At 66.1% G+C, this 19,739-nt stretch carries 19 protein-coding genes; 6 read left to right on the top strand and 13 right to left on the bottom strand.

What is annotated here, in order from left to right; translation table 11 throughout:
* Window positions 1–6: 6 nt before the first annotated feature.
* The 10 genes from HLH35_RS15315 to gspG are packed head-to-tail and all read right to left on the bottom strand — an operon-like array spanning window position 7 to window position 7,811.
* Window positions 7–504, bottom strand: coding sequence for a general secretion pathway protein GspN (locus tag HLH35_RS15315; RefSeq protein WP_182979969.1), 498 nt, complete (start codon window positions 502–504; stop codon window positions 7–9).
* On the bottom strand, window positions 501–1,118 hold the full coding sequence (gspM, locus tag HLH35_RS15320) for a type II secretion system protein GspM (RefSeq protein WP_182979970.1): 618 nt from the start codon (window positions 1,116–1,118) through the stop codon (window positions 501–503). The genes HLH35_RS15315 and gspM overlap by 4 nt, the downstream gene beginning before the upstream one ends.
* A gap of 11 nt (window positions 1,119–1,129) precedes the next feature.
* Window positions 1,130–2,167, bottom strand: coding sequence for a PilN domain-containing protein (locus HLH35_RS15325; RefSeq protein WP_182979971.1), 1,038 nt, complete (start codon window positions 2,165–2,167; stop codon window positions 1,130–1,132).
* Between the two features lie 28 nt (window positions 2,168–2,195).
* On the bottom strand, window positions 2,196–2,783 hold the full coding sequence (locus HLH35_RS15330; protein ID WP_182979972.1) for a prepilin-type N-terminal cleavage/methylation domain-containing protein: 588 nt from the start codon (window positions 2,781–2,783) through the stop codon (window positions 2,196–2,198).
* Window positions 2,780–3,196: a type II secretion system protein gene (locus HLH35_RS15335; RefSeq protein WP_182979973.1), complete on the bottom strand. Its 417-nt coding sequence runs from the start codon at window positions 3,194–3,196 to the stop codon at window positions 2,780–2,782. The genes HLH35_RS15330 and HLH35_RS15335 overlap by 4 nt, the downstream gene beginning before the upstream one ends.
* The gene (locus HLH35_RS15340) at window positions 3,193–3,621 is read right to left on the bottom strand and encodes a GspH/FimT family pseudopilin (RefSeq protein WP_246385141.1); all 429 of its coding nucleotides are present in this window, start codon (window positions 3,619–3,621) and stop codon (window positions 3,193–3,195) included. Before HLH35_RS15340 ends, HLH35_RS15335 begins: the two co-directional genes overlap by 4 nt.
* Entirely contained in the window at window positions 3,611–4,837 is a 1,227-nt protein-coding gene (locus HLH35_RS15345; protein WP_182979974.1) for a type II secretion system F family protein, read from the bottom strand. The genes HLH35_RS15340 and HLH35_RS15345 overlap by 11 nt, the downstream gene beginning before the upstream one ends.
* 16 nt (window positions 4,838–4,853) lie before the next feature.
* Window positions 4,854–6,569, bottom strand: coding sequence for a GspE/PulE family protein (locus tag HLH35_RS15350; RefSeq protein ID WP_182979975.1), 1,716 nt, complete (start codon window positions 6,567–6,569; stop codon window positions 4,854–4,856).
* The gene (locus HLH35_RS15355) at window positions 6,562–7,350 is read right to left on the bottom strand and encodes a prepilin peptidase (protein ID WP_182979976.1); all 789 of its coding nucleotides are present in this window, start codon (window positions 7,348–7,350) and stop codon (window positions 6,562–6,564) included. The genes HLH35_RS15350 and HLH35_RS15355 overlap by 8 nt, the downstream gene beginning before the upstream one ends.
* A gap of 14 nt (window positions 7,351–7,364) precedes the next feature.
* Window positions 7,365–7,811 carry a type II secretion system major pseudopilin GspG gene (gspG, locus tag HLH35_RS15360; protein WP_182979977.1) on the bottom strand — a complete coding sequence of 149 codons (447 nt, stop codon included), beginning with the start codon at window positions 7,809–7,811 and terminating at the stop codon, window positions 7,365–7,367.
* An 80-nt stretch (window positions 7,812–7,891) separates the two neighbouring features.
* Between gspG and HLH35_RS15365 the strand changes: the two genes are divergently transcribed.
* Window positions 7,892–8,302: a lytic transglycosylase domain-containing protein gene (locus HLH35_RS15365; RefSeq protein ID WP_182979978.1), complete on the top strand. Its 411-nt coding sequence runs from the start codon at window positions 7,892–7,894 to the stop codon at window positions 8,300–8,302.
* Between the two features lie 13 nt (window positions 8,303–8,315).
* Here the strand turns inward: HLH35_RS15365 and HLH35_RS15370 are convergent, their stop codons facing one another.
* Window positions 8,316–9,920, bottom strand: coding sequence for a glycoside hydrolase family 32 protein (locus tag HLH35_RS15370; RefSeq protein WP_182979979.1), 1,605 nt, complete (start codon window positions 9,918–9,920; stop codon window positions 8,316–8,318).
* Window positions 9,921–9,999: 79 nt separating this feature from the next.
* On the bottom strand, window positions 10,000–11,736 hold the full coding sequence (locus HLH35_RS15375) for a glycoside hydrolase family 68 protein (protein ID WP_182979980.1): 1,737 nt from the start codon (window positions 11,734–11,736) through the stop codon (window positions 10,000–10,002).
* On the opposite strand from HLH35_RS15375, the gene HLH35_RS15380 reads away from it, so the two are divergent.
* The 5 genes from HLH35_RS15380 to HLH35_RS15400 all read left to right on the top strand — a co-directional run bounded on the left by HLH35_RS15380 (window position 11,669) and on the right by HLH35_RS15400 (window position 18,616).
* The gene (locus tag HLH35_RS15380; RefSeq protein WP_182980007.1) at window positions 11,669–12,004 is read left to right on the top strand and encodes a hypothetical protein; all 336 of its coding nucleotides are present in this window, start codon (window positions 11,669–11,671) and stop codon (window positions 12,002–12,004) included. The genes HLH35_RS15375 and HLH35_RS15380 overlap by 68 nt on opposite strands.
* A gap of 384 nt (window positions 12,005–12,388) precedes the next feature.
* Window positions 12,389–13,330 (top strand): aliphatic sulfonate ABC transporter substrate-binding protein, encoded by a 942-nt coding sequence (locus tag HLH35_RS15385; RefSeq protein WP_246385142.1) that lies wholly within the window; start codon window positions 12,389–12,391, stop codon window positions 13,328–13,330.
* Window positions 13,331–13,605: 275 nt separating this feature from the next.
* Complete coding sequence (locus tag HLH35_RS15390) at window positions 13,606–14,928, top strand: FAD/NAD(P)-binding protein (RefSeq protein ID WP_182979982.1); 1,323 nt, start codon at window positions 13,606–13,608, stop codon at window positions 14,926–14,928.
* Between the two features lie 252 nt (window positions 14,929–15,180).
* The gene (locus HLH35_RS15395; protein ID WP_246385143.1) at window positions 15,181–17,283 is read left to right on the top strand and encodes a putative bifunctional diguanylate cyclase/phosphodiesterase; all 2,103 of its coding nucleotides are present in this window, start codon (window positions 15,181–15,183) and stop codon (window positions 17,281–17,283) included.
* Window positions 17,284–17,491: 208 nt separating this feature from the next.
* Window positions 17,492–18,616: a phytanoyl-CoA dioxygenase family protein gene (locus tag HLH35_RS15400; RefSeq protein WP_182979983.1), complete on the top strand. Its 1,125-nt coding sequence runs from the start codon at window positions 17,492–17,494 to the stop codon at window positions 18,614–18,616.
* A gap of 5 nt (window positions 18,617–18,621) precedes the next feature.
* On the opposite strand, the gene HLH35_RS15405 is transcribed toward HLH35_RS15400, so the two are convergent.
* Complete coding sequence (locus HLH35_RS15405; RefSeq protein WP_182979984.1) at window positions 18,622–19,734, bottom strand: P1 family peptidase; 1,113 nt, start codon at window positions 19,732–19,734, stop codon at window positions 18,622–18,624.
* Window positions 19,735–19,739: the final 5 nt, after the last annotated feature.

Here is a 19,739-nt window from a genome sequence, read left to right on the forward strand (position 1 = left end):
GCCTCGTCATTGTTCTTCTGGGCGGGGGTTTGGGGGTTGGGACGAAAGGGATGCGGGCGAGGTGCCGCGCGTCCCGCTGTCGGTCCGGCGATCCCGGTCCGGGCGCATGGCCTGTTCGCCTGCCGCGCCGCGAACCCGGATCGCACCGTTCTCGATCGCGATGATCTGCCATGGGCCGACAGTTTCGCCGACATCGGCGATCCGGCCGCGCGCCTGTCCCGGGATCATGAAGATGGCGCGCCGCCTGCCACGGCTGACAACGATGCCCGTCAGGCGGGGGGTAGTGTCCCCCATGGCCTGCATTTCGGCCGGGCGGCGGATTGGGCTGAACAGGGGGCGCGCCAGGATCGTCTGCTGCCATGAGTCGATCTGCGCGGTATCCGGCTGGTTCTGTGCATTCTGCGTGGGCGGGGCGGCGAGGGTCGGTACTGCGCAGGCGCCGAGCATGATCGCCGCCAGGCAGGCGGCGGGGGGGCGGCGCGATCGGGATGCGGTGTGGATCATGGTGCGTCCTTCTGCGCGGGAGCCGGCGTGCCGTCCGTTCGCCGGAACGCATGAACCACCATGTCGCAATCCATGGCGGCGGGCGAGCCGTCCGCATCCTCGGCGCCGTGCAGATGCAGCCCGTCGATCACGATTGCAGGGGCGGATTGCTCCAGCCGGGCGAGCAGTTGGATGAGTGTCGGAAACGGCGCGGTGACCACGACATGCAGCCCGATCCGCCGGTAGCGCCCGGCTATGGCCGGGGCCACGTTCTCGACACTTGTGATCTCGGTTCCCGTCATGGTGGCGATCTTTTGCAGCATGTCCTGCAGATTGGCGCTCGCGACGGCGTCGGTGGTGCCGTCGATCAATTGCGACGGGCCGGGCGAGGAGGTGGCGGCTGTCTGGCGGAGCGCCGGCAGGGCGGTGGCCAGCCGTTCCATGCGGGCGAGAGTGGCGCGTTGCAGTTCCAGCCCCTGTGCGCGGTCGGCATGGAGATTCCAGACCGGCCCCAGCACCAGAAGCCACGCCAGTCCCAGCGCGACTGCCAACATGCCCAATGCCAGTGCCTGCCCCCGCCGTCCTTCCGGGAGGGTGCGCACCCATGTCAGCAAGGATGTTGTCCCGTGATTCATGCTTTTTCCGTTCAGTGGCCGACATCGACGCGAATGGAAAACACGCTGGCATTCTGCCCTGTCACACGCGTGACCGGCGCGACAAAGGCGGGATTGCGGAAAAGCGGCGTCCGGCTCAGCACCTGGATCAGCCCCGTCGCCTCGGGCGATTGGCCGCTGATGATCAATTGTCCCTGGCGGAGGCTCAGATCGGTCAGGAAACTGTTGTCGGGCAGCATTTGCGTGGTTGCCGCCAGTACCGCCATCGGGTCGCCCCATTGCCGGCGCGTCGCGGCGATGACGGTCTCGCCGGCCTGGCGATCTTCGGCCTCGCGGCGCAGCATGGCCGCCTGCAGGGCGGCCGGGCGCAGCGCCGTGATCCGCGCCGACAGTGCCGCCTGTTCGGTGGATTGGCGCCAGAACAGAAGCGCCACCACCAGCGCGGGCAGCAGGGTGGCACCGGCCGCCACCAGGATGCGGGTGTCCTTCAGGCTGCGCCAGGGCGACCGGTCCGTCTTCAGCGGGATGGGAACCGACCGGGCGGCGTCTTCCAGCCGGTCCGGCTGGATGCCGAGCGACGCGAGCATCCCCAAGGGGGGAGCGACGGATGCCCGGAGTACGAGCGACAGCAGGATGCGCACCTGATTCAACGCGGCGTCCCGCCGGATGATGGTGTGGCTGTAGAAGAGCGCATCGGCGGAAAAGGGGGTCAGCCGGTCCATCTCATAGGCCAGGGTTCCATCCAGGTCGGTCTCGGTCGCGGCGGGCAAGGTCACCTCGCGTTGCATCACCATGCCGGGTGACAGGAGCAGGATCGTTTCGGTCGGGCGATGCCGGCCTGCCTGCATGGCCTGGCAGGCGACCTGTGTTTCGGCATCGGCGGCTTCGGACAGGCCGAGCGTGCCCAGTGGCGTGGAACGACCTTGCCGTTCCAGCGACAGGGAAAGCGATTGCCCGTTCCATGCGGCGACCAGCCGGGGAGGCGACGGGAGCCGTGCCAGCCGCATCCGTTCCGGGATCAGGCTGCGGATCTGTCGCCACCACCAGGCGAACAGGAGCCTGGCAATCATGAGGTGCGCTTCATGATGTTGGCTCCTATCACGGCATCGGGTCCAGAAAGGGGGCCGCGACGATGTCCGGCCAGTGCCGGGGATCGCCGTCGGGGAAGCGGATGCGGATGCGCACCAGCGCCGGCAGGTGGTCGCCGTCCCATGTCGTATTCCAGTGTCCGTTCGAGAAATAGGAGCAGTCCAGGTCCGTAACGTTTGTCAGCAGGGTTTGCTGCCGTTCGCCTGCCGCGGATTCGATGACGTGCCGGTAGGGAATCCAGATCAGCAGCAGGCGATGGCTTGAATCGACCGACAGGCGGATGTCCGCCTGGGCGTCCGGCTGGTTGCCCAGGGCCATCGGCAGCGCGCCGCGCAGCACCAGCCCGTGCGCCTGCCCGACGAAGAGGGGGCCTTCCCGGCCCGCTCCGGGATCGGCGCGCGTGATCAATCCGCGCAGCAGGCGATCGACCGCGCCCAGTTCGGCCTGCGACGCCAGCATTCCGTGCTGGCGTTCGAACAGCATCGTCGCCGTCTGGAACCCCTGTTGCAGGACCAGAAGCACCAGCGAGAACACCACCAGCGCGATCAGGATTTCCAGCAGGGTGAAGCCTGCCTGCCTGTGACATCTGCCGCTCATGGACCTGCCTCGCGCGTGGCCAGGCGGAGGGTGTGCAGTTCCACCGAGCGTCGGCCCGATGCGGCGGACGGATCGGGCCAGGATTCGGTGACCTGTACCCGGTACAGCACAAGGCCGGATGATGTGCCGGCAGTTGCCTGTGCGGGCACGATCCGGACGTGCCAGTGCAGGGCGCTGCCGTCGTCGCCATCCTGTTCCAGCGGGCCGATCCGCATGCCGTGGCCGACCGCTGCCAGATGCGATTGGGCGCGGGAGAGGGCGTCCTGCGTGCGGTTGGAGAGTTGCGTGGCGGCGACGCCGTCCAGCATGCCCCGATAGGCGACCGCCAGTGCCAGCATCACGATGACGAAGGCGACCAGGACTTCGATCAAGGTAAAGCCGTCCTGTGGGGTGGATGGGCGTGGCGGGGTCATGGACCCTCCACGCCGACGGCGCCGGTCAGCCAGTTGACGCGCAGTATGACCTGCCGCCCGCCTTCGACCAGCGCGGTGGCGGGGCCGGCGGCACTGCCGTCGGGATAGAAGAGGAAGCGCGCCGGCCCCGCGATCGATACCCCGGCCGGCAGGGGGTGGCGAGGGCCGGGTTGCAGCCCGTAGTCCCGGTGCGCCGCGTCGAGTGTGAAGAGCAGCGTGGTGCCGGAATAGATGGCCTGCATCCGGGCCTCGCGCATCGCCGACGCGACCTGCCGCGCCGCGCCCTGCAGATCCAGCGTGACGGAATGAAATGGCCCGCGCCCGACCATGATCGCGCCGACCAGGCTCAGGATCAGGACGACCACGATCATTTCGATCAGGGTGAAGCCGCCCTCGCCGGGGCGGGCGGGGCGTCTATTGTGCAAGGTCGTTCAGGCTCAGCATCGCCAGCAGCAGCGAGGAGACGATTCCGGCGACCAGCAGCCCCATGATGACGGTGATCGCCGGCACCAGCAGCGCCACCAGGCGCTGGATGGCGATGCGTGCCTGGTCCTCGTGAATGTCGGCGGCGCGCAGTGCCATCGACCCGAGCTGTGCCGTTTCCTCGCCCAGCCGCAGCAGGTGGATCATGCGGCGCGGGAAGACCGACGCGCCTTCCAGCGTCGTGGCCAGCCCATAGCCGGCCTTGGCGCTCTGCGTCGCCGAGTCGATCGCGGCGACGGCGGCGCGATTGGTGGTCGCCTCGCGCACGATCGCCAGTGTCGTCAGGATCGGCACGCCGTTTTCCAGCAGCGTGCCCAGGATGCGGGCGAAGCGGGCGGCGAGGATTTCGCCGATCAGCGCGCCCACGACCGGCAGGGCCAGCAGCCGGCGGTCCACCATCAGCCGGATGGGGGGGCGGCGCAGCAGGGCGCGGCCCAGCAGAACCAGCGCCAGCAGGGCCAGCGGCACGGCCAGCCCATAATGGCCCAGCCAGGCGCCGGCCGCGATCAGGAATTGGGTCGAGGCCGGCAATGCGACCCCGTTCTGGGCGAACAGGGGCGTGAACTGGGGCAGGACGGTGGTGAGCAGCAGGGCGATCGACCCGATGGCCGCCAGCGTCAGGATGGCGGGATAGATCATCGCCGACTGCACCGTCGCGGTCAGGGCCCGTTCGCGTTCCAGCAGCACCGCCAGCCGTTCCATCGTCGGCGCGAGGTCGCCGGTGGCTTCCGCCGCGCGGACCATGCCGAGATACAGGCGCGGGAAACTGCCGGGATAGCGCCCCATGGCCACGTGCAGCGCGCGGCCGTCGCGCACCATCGTGCGGACGCCGTCCAGCACGGTGCGCACTCGCGCGCGGGGCGTGGTCTCGGCCAGGAAGCGCAGGGCGCGGTCGATATCCTGCCCGGCCCCCAGCATGACCGCCAGTTCGCGCGTGATGGCGGCCAGTTCGGCGCGGCGCAGGCCGGGGCGGCGCAGCGTGCCCGCCAGGCCGCCGAGCGCACGCGTCGGGGCGAAGTGTGGCGGCGCGCCGATCCGCATCGGGATATGGCCCTGGCGGCGCAGCGCTGTCAGGACCGCGTCTTCTGTTTCGGCCTCCAATGTGCCGCGGATCAGCGTGCCCTGGGCATCGACGGCGGTGTAGGCGAATTCAGTCATGTGGTTGCCTCCCCCGTCAGGTACCGGCGCTGACGCTGCGCGTGACGTCCTCGATCGTCGTCTCACCGCGCAGGGCGGCCGCCAGGCCGGCGGTGAACATCGGCACCATGCCGGCGGCGATTGCCGCGCGCTCGATCGCCATGTGGTCGCTGCGTGAGAAGATCAGGTGCTCGATCGCCTCGTCTGGTTCCAGCAGCTCGGCGATCGCCTGGCGGCCGCTATAGCCGGTCTGGCGGCAGCGGGGGCAGCCGACGGCGTGGAACAGGGTCACCGGCGCGTCGCCGGCCAGGCGGCGCAGGTCGAGCCGGTCCACCAGTTCGGGCGGCGGGGTGTAGGGTGTCTTGCAGGCGTCGCACAGCCGGCGCACCAGCCGTTGCGCCAGTACGCCGCGCAATACGGCCGTCAGCAGGTAATCCTCGACCCCCATGTCGCGCAGGCGGATGATGGCGGCGGCGGCCGAATTGGTGTGCAGGGTGGAGAGGACCAGATGCCCGGTCAGCGCGGCCTGCACCGCGATCTGCGCGGTTTCGATGTCGCGGATTTCGCCCACCATGATCACGTCGGGGTCCTGGCGCAGGATGGAGCGCAGCAGGGTGGCGAAGGTCAGGCCGATCTGCGGCCGGACCTGAACCTGGTTGATGCCGTCGAGCTGGTATTCGATCGGGTCTTCGATCGTCACGACCTTGCGCGTGGTGGCGTTGAGGTCCGCGAGGCCGGTATAGAGCGTCGTGGTCTTGCCCGAGCCGGTCGGGCCCGTCACCAGCACGATGCCGTTCGGTTGCGCCAGCAGGGCGCGCATGCGGGTGACGATGTCGGGTGCCAGTCCCAGCGTGGCATAGTCGAAGCGGACGCTGGAGCGGTCCAGCACGCGCAGCACCACCGTCTCGCCGTATAGTGACGGGATGGTGGAGACGCGGAAATCGATCTCGTGCCCGCGCACGGCCAGCTTGATCCGCCCGTCCTGCGGCAGGCGGCGTTCGGCGATGTCCAGCCGGGCCATGATCTTGATGCGCGAGATGATGGCGGGGATCAGTTGGGCCGGCGGGCTCTCGACCTCATGCAATACGCCGTCATAGCGGTAGCGCACGCGCAGCCTGTCCTCGAACGGCTCGATATGGATGTCGGATGCGTGGCTCTCCACCGCGCGGCCGATGATCTGGTTGACCAGGCGGATCACCGGCGCCTCGGAGGCCAGGTCCTTCAGCCGCTCCGCATCGTCCTCCAGCGGGGCCTCGTGATCTTCGGGCGGGGGCGCCTCGGCCTCGGTGCGTGGATAGAGGCGGTCGAGCGCGGCCTCCAGCTCGATCGGCACGCCGACCTGGCAGGCCACGCGCAGGCCGGTGGCGGCTGCGATCGATGCCGGCGTGAACCCGTCCAGCGGGTCGCGCAGGGCGAGTGTCAGGATATCGTCGCGCACGGCCAGCGGCACCGCGTGCGCGTCGCGCAGGAAGCGGGCGCCGAGCGTATCCGCCAGCACGGGGTCATCGGGATAATGTTCGGGCGCTACCAGCGGGATGTGCAGCAGGTCGGCATAGCTCTGCGCCATTTCCCGTTCCGACACCAGGCCCAGTTGCAGCAGGATCTGGTCGAGCCGGCCGCCGCTCTGTTCTGCCGCGCGGCGCGCGCGTTCGACGGCGCGCGGATCGCAGCGCCCGCGCGCGACCAGCAATTCGGCCAGGTCTTCGACCGGTGAGGCCGTCGTGGTGCGATCGGCGCTGATGCTTCTATCCATGGAGCTGGTAAGCCGTTTGCCATAGCCAGGTTCCCCACATCGACGCGGCGAGGCCGGGGCCGAAGGGAATGGCCATGTCGCGGCCGATCCTGCCGCGTGTGATGACGAGAATGCCGCCGAGAGTCAGGAGCGCTGCCGCGAACACCACCATGGGCAGCGCGGCCGGTCCCAGCCATGCCCCGCCGGCCGCCAGCAGTTTTGCGTCGCCCAGCCCCAGCCCGTCATGGCCCCGCAGCCGGCGGTAAGCCAGCGCGATTCCGGTGAACAGGGCATAGCCGAGCAGGGCCGCCGTGCCGTGCGCCAGGAACGTGGTCCATCCGCCCATTGCCGCCAGTACCAGCCCCACCGCCGTCAGCGGCAGGGTCAGGCTGTCCGGCAGGCGGAAGGTCTTGAAGTCGATTGCGGCCAGGACCAGCAGCCACCACCCGAACAGGCAGCCGCGCCAGATCGCCGCCGCCGCGAGCGGGCCGGTGGCGCCACCCGCGAAGGTTGCCAGCATGGCCAGGGCCGCGACGGCCAGGGCCAGGATTTCCATGGCCGGATGGGAGGGGTCGATCGGGGCGTGGCAGGTGCGGCAGCGGCCCTTCTGCGCCAGGTAGCTGAGCAGCGGCACCAGTTCCCATAGGGTCAGGATCGTCCGGCAGCGGGGACAGGCCGAGCGGGCCAGGACCACGGGGTCGGCGCGGGGCAGGCGCCAGGCCAGCACCCCCAGGAACGACCCGATGAAGGGGGCCAGAAAGAGAGGTAGCCAGGGGGACGGCAGAGGGGGAGGGAGCTGCATCGCCGGGGCGTTGTTCAGGGGTTGCAGATCATCGTTGCCCGATCGGCGGCATTGCCGCTGGAGCCGGCCGAGCACAGATCGTACTCATGCCCCGGCCGCTCGGAGGGATTGCGATAGATATAGGGATGGTGCCACGGATCGAGCGGGTCGGTGCCGTCCTTGACGTAGGGGCCGTTCCAGCTCTCGGCGCCGGACGGCCGGGCGACCAGGGCGTGGAGCCCGTCTTCGGTGCCGGGATAGCTGCCCATGTCCAGCCGGTACAGATCCAGCACCTCGCCCAGCCGCTGGATCGACTGCCGGGCCACCGAATTGCGGGCGCCGCCCAGCTGGCGCAGCGCGGCCGGGGCCACGAGGCCGATCAGCAGGCCGAGGATGGCGATCACGACCAGCAGTTCCAGAAGGGTGAAGCCGCCGTCGCGGCCATGCGGGGCGGAGGAAAAGGCGTGAGAAGATTTCGGCATCTTGAACCCGCTTTGCTGTGATAGGAAACGAGGCCGCCGCATCAGGGCCGGCATTCAGGATGGAAGGGCAGGACCCCGCCATGGCGATTGCGTATGTCGGCTGCATGGTGTTTGCGGCGTCGCTGTACCATCTGCCTCCGCGCATTCTGCCCTCGATCCAGGCGGTGGAGAATGGGCGGAACGGGCTGGTGCATCATAATGCGAACGGTACGGATGATCTGGGTATCATGCAGGTCAATACGCTCTGGATCGATCCGATCGCCCGATTCACCCATGTCGCGCCGCAGATCGTCTATCGCAACCTGCTGGACCAGCCTTGCTATAATATCAGCGCGGCGGGTGCGATCATGCGTGTGTATCTGAATGAAACGCGCGGCGACCTGATGCGGGCGGTCGGCAATTATCATTCTCATACTGTCCTTCTGAACCAATCCTACCAGGCGCTGGTGCTGGCCTGGGCGCGGCGCCTGTTCCAGCCGACCTTGCCATAGATGGGGCGTGCGATCATCGGGCGGGTGCGGAGATGCTAAGGCCGGTGAACTGCGTGTGACCGCCATCGGAAAACAGCGACACACCGTTGCTGCCCGCGGGTGGGAAGACCAGATCGGTCATGCGCAGCACGCCGCCATTGGCGAAGAGTTCGACCGAATTGCGATCGACCACCAGATGCAGCGACACCACCCCGCCCGGCGCGGACAGGTGGGCGACATGCGCCAGGCTGAAACGGGGTGAGAACCCGACCTGGCCGGAATGGCTGCGATCGAGCGTGAGATTTCCCGATGTGAAATCGTAGCTGATCACGGTCCCTGTCCGGCCGTCCGGCGTCTGCCGCACGACGATGCCGGCGCGTGGCGCATCGCCCCGTCGCAGGGTCAGGTGGACATCCAGCACGTCTCCGCCCAGCGGGGCATGCCAGCTCTGGCCAGGACCCAGTTGCCGGTCGGAAAAGGCGGAGACGCCCTGCCGATGCACCAGATCTTCGTACGTCGCGGTTGGTGTCTGGATCAGGACGGGTTGGCCGTCGACCGTCTTCAGCGCCAGTTGGACGGGTAGCGTCATCTGTCCGCGCCAGGGAGATGTCGGGAGGGTGTCCGCGTAATCCCAGTTGCTCATCCACCCGATCAGCAGCGGCGCACCGGAGCCGGTATTGGCGAAGCGGATCGCCGCATACTGGTCGGCGCCGTGATCCAGCCAATGATAGGCCGATGGATCTGACCCTTCCGGCGGCAATGTGTCGGGCGTGAAGCGGGTGCCGTCGAAGCGTCCGACGAAATATTGCACGCCCGATCCGCCGGCGATGCTCCAGGGATTGACGCTGACGATCATCGCCCAGCGTGTGTCATGCGGATTGCCGTCCAGGGCCAGCGGTATCAGCAAAGGCATTTCCCACAACATGCCCGGCTTGCGGTAGCCGGACGGCTGGAAATCGCTCAGGAAGGACCAGTGCAGCAGGTCGGTCGACCGGTACAGCTTGACCAGCTGCGCATCGGCGACAACCGTGGTCATGATCCAGCATTGGCCCTGCGGGTACCAGACAATCGACGGGTCGCGGAATTGTCTTGAATCCGGCTGCAGGGTCAGGATCGGATTGTGATCGTAGGCCTGCCAGTGCGCGCCGCGATCCAGACTGTAGGACAGGGACTGGGCCTGCGTGTCCTCAGGGTGCGCGGGATTGCCGTGGAAGACCGAGGTATGAAATGCCAGCAGTGGCGGTGCGGAGGCGCTGCCCAGCCCGGAGCGGTTCTGGCTGTCATAGACGACGGTGCCGGAGAAGATATCCTCCTGCGGGGTGGCGGGGAGGGCGATGTCTTGCTCCTGCCAGTGCAGCAGGTCGGTGCTGGTGGCGTGCCCCCATGACATGGGGCCCCAGACCATGCCGGCCGGATTGTACTGGTAGAAAAGATGATAGGTACCGTCGAGAAGAAACGGACCGTTCGGGTCGTTCACCCAATGTTCGGCGGGTGAGAAATGCAGGGCCGGCCGCCATTGGGGTGTGGGTGCCTCCTGCGCCCGCAGGTGCGGCGGCAGCATCAGAAACAGGCATGCCACGGCGAGCACGCGGCAGCGAAGGACAATGTCGAACCGGGCCGTATGAACGGATCTTTTCATCTTCCTGGGCATGGTTCCCGCGAATCGGAAAACCGGCCCCTTCCGGGATGGTCCCGGAAAGGGCCGGTCTGGCCTTGTACTATTTGTTCGTGTTGACGAAAGCGTTGACCTGGCCGGTGGTGTTGGGCCCGATCGAAACATTCTGGCTGATCAGGTCCTGGATGAAGGCGGAGACGTTGGTGTCCGCGCTGTTGGCCGGGATGTCGCCATAGCCGCCCAGGCCGCCATTGCCGTAGCGCAGGTCGACCGCCGAGGCGTCGGCGCGGATGCCCAGCTTGACCGTCGGTGACAGCGTGCCGCCGCGACGGTTTTCGACCGTGTCGATGAAGGATTCGACCAGGCCGCCTGGCATCACATAGTGAGAGTAGGACTGGAAGGCCCGCGGGTTCTGCTGCGGATTGGCATCATAGTCGGTGCCTGCCGCCTGGTTGAGGTCCGTGGGGTTGCCCAGCACGAGGCCGCTGCCATAGTTCATGGGCTGGAAGTCGCTGCGGATGCCGTTGCCGACGAAGCCGTATACGCCGTCCGGACCATCCACACCCGCCGCGTAGGTCGTGCGGTGGCTGATGGTGAAGATGTAGTATTTTCCGTTCTTGATATACATCTGGGGACGTTCGGTCTGATCGTTGACGCAGTTGGCCGAGATCAGCGGCGTCAGGAACTTCCATTTCGATAGCGATGAATCCTCGGCCACCGCGAGGCCGATCGCCGCCTTCTGATAATAGGCGCCGCTATCGAGGACTTGCTGAACGGTTTCGGCGTGCGGATCGTTCGGGCGGTAGCCCAGATCCTCGGCGGTGCAGTTCGCGACACCGCGCTGGCCGGCGGTATTGCCCTCGAACACCATGTAGTTCACGCCGGGATGGTTCGGGTCCTCGAAGGTGAACGGATCGCGGAAGTTATAGTACGGGTTCTGCGCCCCGTTCTGGTAAAGCACGCCGTCAGGACGCAGAAGCGGTGTGTGGGTGGTGAAGCCGGTGAACCAGACATGGTTGAAATCGGCATGGATCTGGCCCAGGCTCTGGGTGATCACCGCCTGGGCGGGGGTGATATCCTGCCCGGACGCGTCGCGGTTGAACGCCATGTCCGTGTAGAACAGCGATACCTTGTTGTCGCGCGGGTCCAGCAGGCGCATCGAGCCCGACCATTCCGCCGTGATCGTGTAGGTGGTGCCGGCGAAGACCTGTTCCTGCGCGCCTTCCGGAATCAGGAGGCCACCATAGATCCAGCCGCCGTTCGCGGGGCGCTGGTCGGCCCGAATCCCGGCGCGGCGATAGAAGAAGCCGATGCGGGCGTGGGTATGGCGATCGTCGAAGCCATATCCGGCATTCTTGTCCGCCGTCAGGCAGAAGATGACTTCCCAGCCATTATAGCTGAACTGATCGGCATGCTTGTCGATCAGGGTCCAGGTGTCCCATACCCAGACATCCGGATTGATGGTCGGGAAATCTGCAGGAATACCGGGCATGATCAGCTGGGAGGGCAACGAGTTCTGCCCCGCCGGGACCGACGGGTTCGACTGTGCCTTGATCTGCAGCGCGTCGGCGCGTGTCCAGCGGGCCGTAAAGTCCCCGTCGGGCGCATAGGCCTGTTGGGTATGGATCGTCGGCAGGGGGAAGCCAGGCACGCCGGTCAGCGAACTCCCCGGGAACATCCGGCCCGCGTGGGGCATCATGCCTGGATGGGGGGCGACACGGAGCGCCTCCTGCCGGGCATTCTGCGTCTGCGCGAATGCTGTCTGGGTAGCCGTGGCGGCGATCAACGATCCGGCCACTGCCATTGTGAATATTGATTTTTTCCGGCGTATGTTTGCCATATCACCCTCCTTCCGTATGACGCACTCCTGGTCGAGGAGCATGCCTCATGACCGTGCATTCGTCGACAAAATGTTGATTTACAACGGCTTATGTCTGTCGCCTTCGGGGCAGGGGAGAGAAGATCACTTTTTGGTTACAGGAGTCAAATTTAATTTGATGACGAATTTGCGGCAAATTCGTGTCGGTTTCGATGAAATATCAATATTAAACGGCACCATTCGTGTAAAAAATAGTAAATTTTTCATTAAAATAAATGTATTCAAATGAATATGCCGCTTCGAATCGGTCTAAAATGTGGCAGATTTATTTTTACTTGATCTCTGCCTGAAGGGCATCGTCGTGGCCGTGATCCCAGCGTCCGACGGATAGGCGAGAAACGATGCGGGCAAGCCCATAGTTCCCGTTCGGCCCGCGAATGGAACATGGCGGTGCCATGAACCTGGAGCATCACCAGCCGGATGTGTGGAGGTCCATCATCCGTCGCATTGCGGATCGTTCGATGGTCATGTCTCGCGGCTGCGGGCGGAAGGATGTGTTGTTGAAAGCAGGAAACTGAAGCATTGTCGGTGGGCCGGTGCGGGCGTGCCCGCGTGAACGTGACGGCGGCCGCGATATCGTCGATCGCGGCGCATGGAGGAAATGACCGGACCGATGACCCTGTCCAGACGTTCGACCCTTGCCCTGGGTTTCGCCGGGTTGGCGCTGCCCCTGCGGGCGCCGGCCGCGCATGCTGCGGTTACGGCCATCAGGATCGGCTACCAGAAATTCGGCACGCTGATCCTGCTGAAGCAGAAGCGTTTTCTGGAGGAAGCCCTGGCGCCGCGAGGGATTGCGGTACAATGGGCGCAGTTTCCGGCGGGGCCGCCGATGTTGCAGGCCATGGCCGCCGGTGCGCTGGAATTCGGCCAGACGGGCGATCTGCCGCCGATCTTCGCCCAGGCGAGCGCGCCCGGCATGCTGGTCTATGCGGGGCATGAGCCGCAGGTGGGGTCGAGCGAGGCGATTATCGTGCCTGCGGGAAGCCCGATCCATGCGATCGGAGATCTGCGGGGGCGCAAGGTTGCCGTGACGCGGGGATCGGATGCGCACTGGCTGCTGCTGGCCGCGCTGCTGAAGAATGGATTGAGCCTGCGTGACGTCGATGTGACGTACCTGCTGCCTTCCGCCGCGCGCCCGGCATTCGAGACGGGGGTGGTCGATGCCTGGTCGATCTGGGACCCGTACCTGTCGGCCGCGGGCAGCGATCTGCGCGTTCTGGCGACCGGTGCCGATATCGGGGGCGGGGTCCAGTTTTTTATGACCCGGCGTGAATTCGCGCGGCTTCAGCCCGATCTGCTGAAGACGATCCGCGATGCCGTGGCGCGATGCGATGCGTGGGCGCAGGCCAGCAAGCCGGAGGTGGTGCGGATTCTCGCCGATGCCACGGGGCTCGATCCGGCGGTGGTTGGACGGTCGGTGGAGAAGATTACCTACGGCATCCAGCCGGTGGGGGCCGATATCCTGGCCGGGCAGCAGAGAATGGCGGATATCTTCCACCGGGAGGGGCAACTGCCGGTGGCAGTGGATGTCCGCAACGCCGCGCTGCCGCCATAGGCAGCGCGCCAGGGCCGCTCTCGGGACCTTTCGCTGTTATCATTCGTTACTCTGTCCATCCTTTCCTCGTGGTCGTCGGATCTGCGAAGGAGGGTAAGAGGCTTTTGAAACAGCCTTTGAGAGCCTGACTGAAAACGCGCGTCGGATCGCCGCCAGCGCGCATTTCCGGTCGGGCTCCTGGATCGGATCGGGGATACGACATCATGAAGACCATCCTGCGCAACCGGTCATGGCGCTGTTGCCGCTATTGTCGCCTGGGCTGACGGAGGCGGACCATGGCAGGGACGGTCGCGATCGTTGGTGGGGGTGCGAGCGGTGCCCTGGCGGCGATCCATCTGGCGCGACAGGTGAATCCGCCGAACCTTGTGGTGATCGAGCCCCGGGAGGAACTGGGGCTGGGCATTGCCTATGCGACGCGCAGCCCCGCCCATCTGCTGAATGTCCGCGCGGGGAACATGAGCGCCTTTTCCGACGTGCCGGACCATTTTCTGGACTGGCTGCGGCGGGAGCATGATCCCTCGGCCGACGCGGGCACCTTCGCGCCGCGCATGGTGTTTGGACGGTACCTTCAGACCCTGGTGGCCCGGTCCGGTGCCGTTCATTGCCGGCGAGGGGCCGTGGCGGTGAAGGTGGAGGGCGAGGCGGCGTCGGTCGTCCTTGCGGATGGCGGGAGCATCCCGGCCAGTCGCGTCGTGTTGGCATTGGGGCATTTTCCGCCGGTCGACCTGCCGCGAATCAGCGCCGATGCCCTCTCGGGGGGCCTCTATCATCGCGATCCCTGGCGTGATTTTCCGCTGCCTTCCGATCGCGATTCGCCGGTCGTTCTGATCGGGACGGGGCTGACGGCGGTGGATATGCTGCTGCGCCTGCGGGAAAAGGGGCATCGCGGGCCGGTCACCATGGTGTCCAGGCACGGCCTGCTGAGCCTGGGCCACGCGCCCTGTGCGCCGGGTGCGGGGCCCGCGGTGCCGGATTCGACGGCGCCCTCCGCCGGCGCCTATCTGGCGGCGTTTCGGAGCGCTGTGCGGAATGGGGCGGCCTGGCGGGCGGCCGTCGACAGTCTGCGGGGAACGAGCAACCCGTTATGGGCGCGCCTGCCGACGGGCGAGAAGGCGCGGTTCAGGCGGCATCTGTTTCATTACTGGAGCGTGGCACGGCATCGCATGGCGCCGTGCATCGCGGAACAAGTGGAGCGGGAGCAGCGAGCGGGGCTTCTGGCCATTCGCCGCGGGCATGTGCAGGATCTGGCGATGTCGGGCGGGGTTGGACATCTGACGATCGTGACGTCAGGGGTGACGGAAAGCCTGGCCGCATCATGCGTCATCAACTGCACCGGGCCGGTCACCGACTACCGGAAGGTCCAATCCCCGTTGCTGAGGGCGCTCTTCCTGGACGGACATGCGGTCGCCGGGGATTTGGGCGTGACGCTGGCGACCGATGCCGAGGGTGCGCTTGAGGGGGCATCCGGTGCCTGTTCGCGGGTGTTGTACGCGATCGGGCCCATGCGGGCCGGAACCCTGTTCGAGACGACGGCGATCCCCGAGATCCGGCAGCAGGCCCGGGACCTGGCCATGCATCTGGCGGGGATGCATTCGTAACCAGGTGGCACGCACCGGCTTCTATCGGGAGCAAAAGAGTGGACAATAAAATCGTCCGTTGCGATAGAGAATACGATGTTCTTTAATCGTCCGGATGGTGCTGTGGATCTGATGATCCTGGTATGATGTCCGAAATAAAAAATTCTTGTTCAGATCGGATGTACCTGGTCGACTGCGTGAATTCTATGTATTTTTGTTTTTTTATGTGCGAAATGGTCGTAATTCATTGAGCATGCAGTTGAAGGTTCCGCAATGACGATGCTGGAGAATGGCACGGTGGCCGCGCAGACGATGCGCGATATCGCGGCCGTTGTGCCCATCCTGCCGGAAACGGCCGTCGGCGGCGATGTCCAGCAGCATTTCGAGAATGACCCCCACCTGCTGTATGTCGTCATCGTCGATCGGGAAGGGCACCCGCTGGGCCTTGTCGACCGCCATACGTTTCATGTGCGCATGGCCGGCCAGTACGGATATTCGGTCTATCACCGACGCCCTGTCACGCTGCTGATGGACCCGCGCCCGACCATCGTCGAAGCCGCCGTGCTGGTGGCGGACTTCCTGCCGCAGGCCCTGGGTGCGAACCCGTCGGAATTGCTGCTGGGCTTCATCGTCGTCGAACACGGGATCTGCCTGGGGGTCGGCTCGGCCATCGACCTGGTCCGTCACGCGCATGCCGCCAAGAAGACGGCGCTGTCGGAGTTGCGCACGGCGACGGAGAGGCTCCATGAGGCGAATGAGAAGATCCTGCGCGATAAGCTGTTCATCGACCGCATCGTCCAGAATGTGCCGTCGCCGCTGATCGTCCGGTCCGTCGGGGATGGGGAGGTCATTCTGATGAACCGCGCGGCCAGGCGGTTCGGCGATTCCGCCCTCTCTGAAAGGACGTCTCATATGACGTCCTGCATGACGGATGCGGCGCCGGCGGCTGACGGGCAGGCGAGCATGGAGTTTTCGCTCGAGGACCCGGAGGGAAATCGGCGGGACCTGATCCTCAATCGGCTGATGATTGCCGACCAGTCGGGAATGCCGCTGTGGGACCTGTATGTTTTCGATGACGTGACGGTCTATCGGGAGAATGAGCGGCAGATCGAGCGGCTGGCCCATTTCGACAAGGTGACCGATCTGGCCAATCGCCGTCTGTTCAGCATGCGGCTGGAGGCCTTGTGCGGCAGGAACAGGCCGGCTGTGCTGTTCTATATCGACCTTGACTATTTCAAGACGGTGAATGACGTCCATGGTCATCCTGCGGGGGACGCCCTGCTGCGCCTTGTCGCGGAACGTCTGCGCGAGCACGGGCGGCCTGGCGACCTGATCGCCCGCCTCGGGGGGGATGAATTCGCCATTCTATGGTCCAATACCGCCTCGCCGTCGGAAATCGAACTGCGGATGACGCCGCTTCTGGCGTCGCTGAGCGCGCCCTATCTGGTGGATGGCAAGCGGATCGTGATCGGGGCCAGTATCGGGTCCGCCCGTTTCCCCGAAGATGCCGACAGTGCGGAGACCCTGCTGCAGCACGCGGATATGGCGATGTATCGCGCGAAGACCCAGGGGCGGAATCGCTTCCTGCAGTTCCAGGCCGCGCTGAGCGACGAGGTCAGGAGTGCCGCGATCCTGACCGAGGAACTGCGCGACGCGCTGGCGAGCGAGACCCTGACCCTGCATTTCCAGCCGATCTACGAGCGTGAGGGCCAGCAGGTCAGGAGTTGCGAGGCCCTGGTGCGCTGGTGCCATCCGGCGCGCGGCACCGTCCTGCCTGACCAGTTCATCGGGCTTGCCGAACAGAACGGGCTGATCCACACGCTGGGGCAGTGGGTGATGCATGCCGCGTGCCGCGAAGCGATGTTATGGCCGGACGGTATCAGGGTGGCGGTGAATGTATCGTCGATCCAGCTGGGCGATGCGGCCTTTCCCGACATGGTAAGGCGAATCCTCCGGCAGACCGGCCTGGCGGCGCACAGGCTGGAAATCGAGATTACGGAAACATCGTTTCTGAAAAACGAGAAAGCGAACCATGCGGCGCTGCGAAAGCTGGCCGAGATCGGTTGCCGGCTGGTGCTGGATGATTTTGGAACCGGATATTCCTCGCTGAAATATCTGTGGTCCTTTCCGTTCAGCAAGATCAAGATCGATTGTGGGTTTGTGCAGGCTATGTCTCAGGAGAAGGTCGGCAGGATCGCGCGGACCATCCTCAGCCTCGCGCATTCCCTGGATCTGTCTGTTACTGCCGAAGGTGTGGAAACGGACGAACAGCATCGGCTGCTCGTCAGGATGGGTTGCGACGAGGTCCAGGGCTATCTGTTCGCCCAGCCCCGGCCGGTGGAAGATATTCTGCCGGCTCTGAGGGCATGTGCCTGATCAGCGGGACGGGCAGAAAGGGGCGGCCCGGTGCGCCGTCTTCATGGTCAAAATGAAATTTTCTTTTATGATTTGATCGCGTTGTCGTGCGATTTTGCAACACATTCCTATGATGCTATGGCGTGTGCCTCTACACGCTCGCGATGCGCGGGGCTGCAACTGTGCGGTGGGGAAGGCGTTCCCATGCCGTTATGGCCGACCGGATGTTATGCATAAGACAATCAAGAATACTCTGACCTATCCTGTCTGGGCACTCCAGCTTTTCACCGGGGTGAAATCCTTTCGCGACAATCCGCTGATCGGCAGCCGTCGGCTGAATGAGACGGGGCTGCATGTTCTGCGCCAGAGCCTGGCCCATCGGGCCTCATCATGGCGCCGGCGGCGGCTGAAACGTGCGATTCCGCCGCATCTCGTGACCGAGTTCGACTGTGACGGGTTCGTCGTCATCCGCGACTTTCTGCCGGCCGCGACGTTCAGCCGGCTTCTCGATGATGTCCGGCAATATCGGGGAGAGGCGCGCGAGACCATTCAGGGCGATACGGTGACCCGCCGCATCGCTCTGGAGCCCCGGGTTCTGGCCCGCATGCCCGGTGTCCGGCAGTTGCTCGACGTGCCTCTGCTGGGCCGGCTGATCCGGCTGGCCGGCAGCCGCGACTGTGAACCGCTTTATTATATCCAGACGATCCTGCCGCACGCCGTTACCGGTGTTCCCGATCCGCAGCTTCAGCTTCATGCCGATACGTTTCATCCCACCGTCAAGGCCTGGTTCACGCTGACCGAGACGGCGGAGAATAGCGGCCCGTTCGTGTACGTTCCCGGTTCGCACAGGCTGAATCCGGCACGGCAGGCGTGGGAAAAGCGGATGAGCCTGGAGGCGGCCGGTTCCGCCGATCGTCTGAGCGGACGTGGGTCCTTCCGTGTCGACGAGGAGGCGCTTGCCGCCATGGGCTATCCGGCGCCACGCGCCGTTGCCGTGCCCGCCAATACGCTGATCGTCGCCGATACCGGCGGCTTTCATGCGCGCGGGGCCAGCGAGCAGCCCGGTATCCGGGTGGAAATCTGGGCGTACGAACGGGGCAATCCGTTCTTTGCGCCCCTGGTGGATCTGTGGCGCATTCATGCGGTCGGACGGCGTCGCGCGCCCGCCTTATGGGCATTCCATGACTGGCTGGAGGAAGGTGGGGTGGGTGTCCATGTCTGGCGGAAGCGCGGACATGTCGGCGCCTTCGACCAGGATGTCGGTGGACATGCCAGCGTGCATGTTCCCCCCGGTGTGTCCGGTCGGTTCGGGCAGGTGACCTCTCGCATGCTTCGTCGGTTCCTGCGTCGGTAGGCTGGTCACCCCGGCAGGCTCTTCCAGGTCGGGCCGCCCATGCCTGGGGGGAGGGTTGCCTCATAGACGCCGCGCGCCACGGCGCGGGCCAGCACGTCGGCCGCCAATGCGCCCAGCCGTGCGACATGGAGCGGGCGCGGGCCGGCGGGCAGGGGGCGGCGGCCCGTGGACAGGGCGAAAATGACGTCTCCGTCGAAGGGCGAGTGAACCGGGCGAATGGCGCGGGCAAGCCCGTCCTGCGCCATCATGGCCACGCGCTTGAGGTCATCGGCATCGATATCGGCATCGGTGGCGATGCAGGCGATGGTGGTGTTGGCGCGGGCCGCCGGGTTGAATTTCGCCCGGCCCCAATCCTCGGGTTCGACATGGGCGGCGCTGGCGCCCAGCCCGCCGAATTCGCGGCCCATTTCGAAGGCGCCGGCCCAGAAATGACGCGTGCCCGGCACGACCACCGAGCCGAGGCTGTTGACCGCCACCAGCGCGCCGACGGTCAGCCCGTCGGCGGTGACGAAGGAGGCCGAGCCGAGCCCGCCCTTGAGCGCGCCGGCCTGGGCCCCGTAGCCCGCGCCCGCCGTGCCGAGATCGACAGTGCGGGCGGGGTGGTCCATGGCCCGCAATGCCAGGTCGCGATAGGGCGGGTTGAGGCCCCAGCTCTTGTCGCCGCCATTGGCCAGGTCGAACAGGATCGCGGTGGGCACGATGGGCGAGGGCGGGACGCCGGGTTGTTTCGTCATGGAAAAGCCGCGCCCGTGCGCGCCCAGCCACGCAGCGACGCCGTCGGCCGAGCCCAGCCCGTACACCGAGCCGCCGGACAGCACGATGGCGTCGACACTGCGTACGAGATTGCCGGCGGTGAGGGCATCGGTCTCGCGCGTGCCGGGGCCGCCGCCGCGCACATCGACCGCGCAGGCCACCCGCTGGTCGGGCAGGATGACCGTGACCCCGGTGCGGGCCTTCGCGTCATGCGCCTCGCCGATGGTGAGGCCCGCGACATCGGTGATGAGGTTGGTGGGGCCTACATGGCCGGGGCCGGGATGCAGCGGGTCGCCCGCTGCCGCGCGGGCCTGCGTCGCGCGGGCCGCCAGCATCGGCAGGGCGGCCGTGAGGCCGAGAAGCATGCGTC

The organism is Gluconacetobacter asukensis (assembly GCF_014174375.1).
GTDB classification, from domain to species: Bacteria; Pseudomonadota; Alphaproteobacteria; order Acetobacterales; family Acetobacteraceae; genus Gluconacetobacter; species Gluconacetobacter asukensis.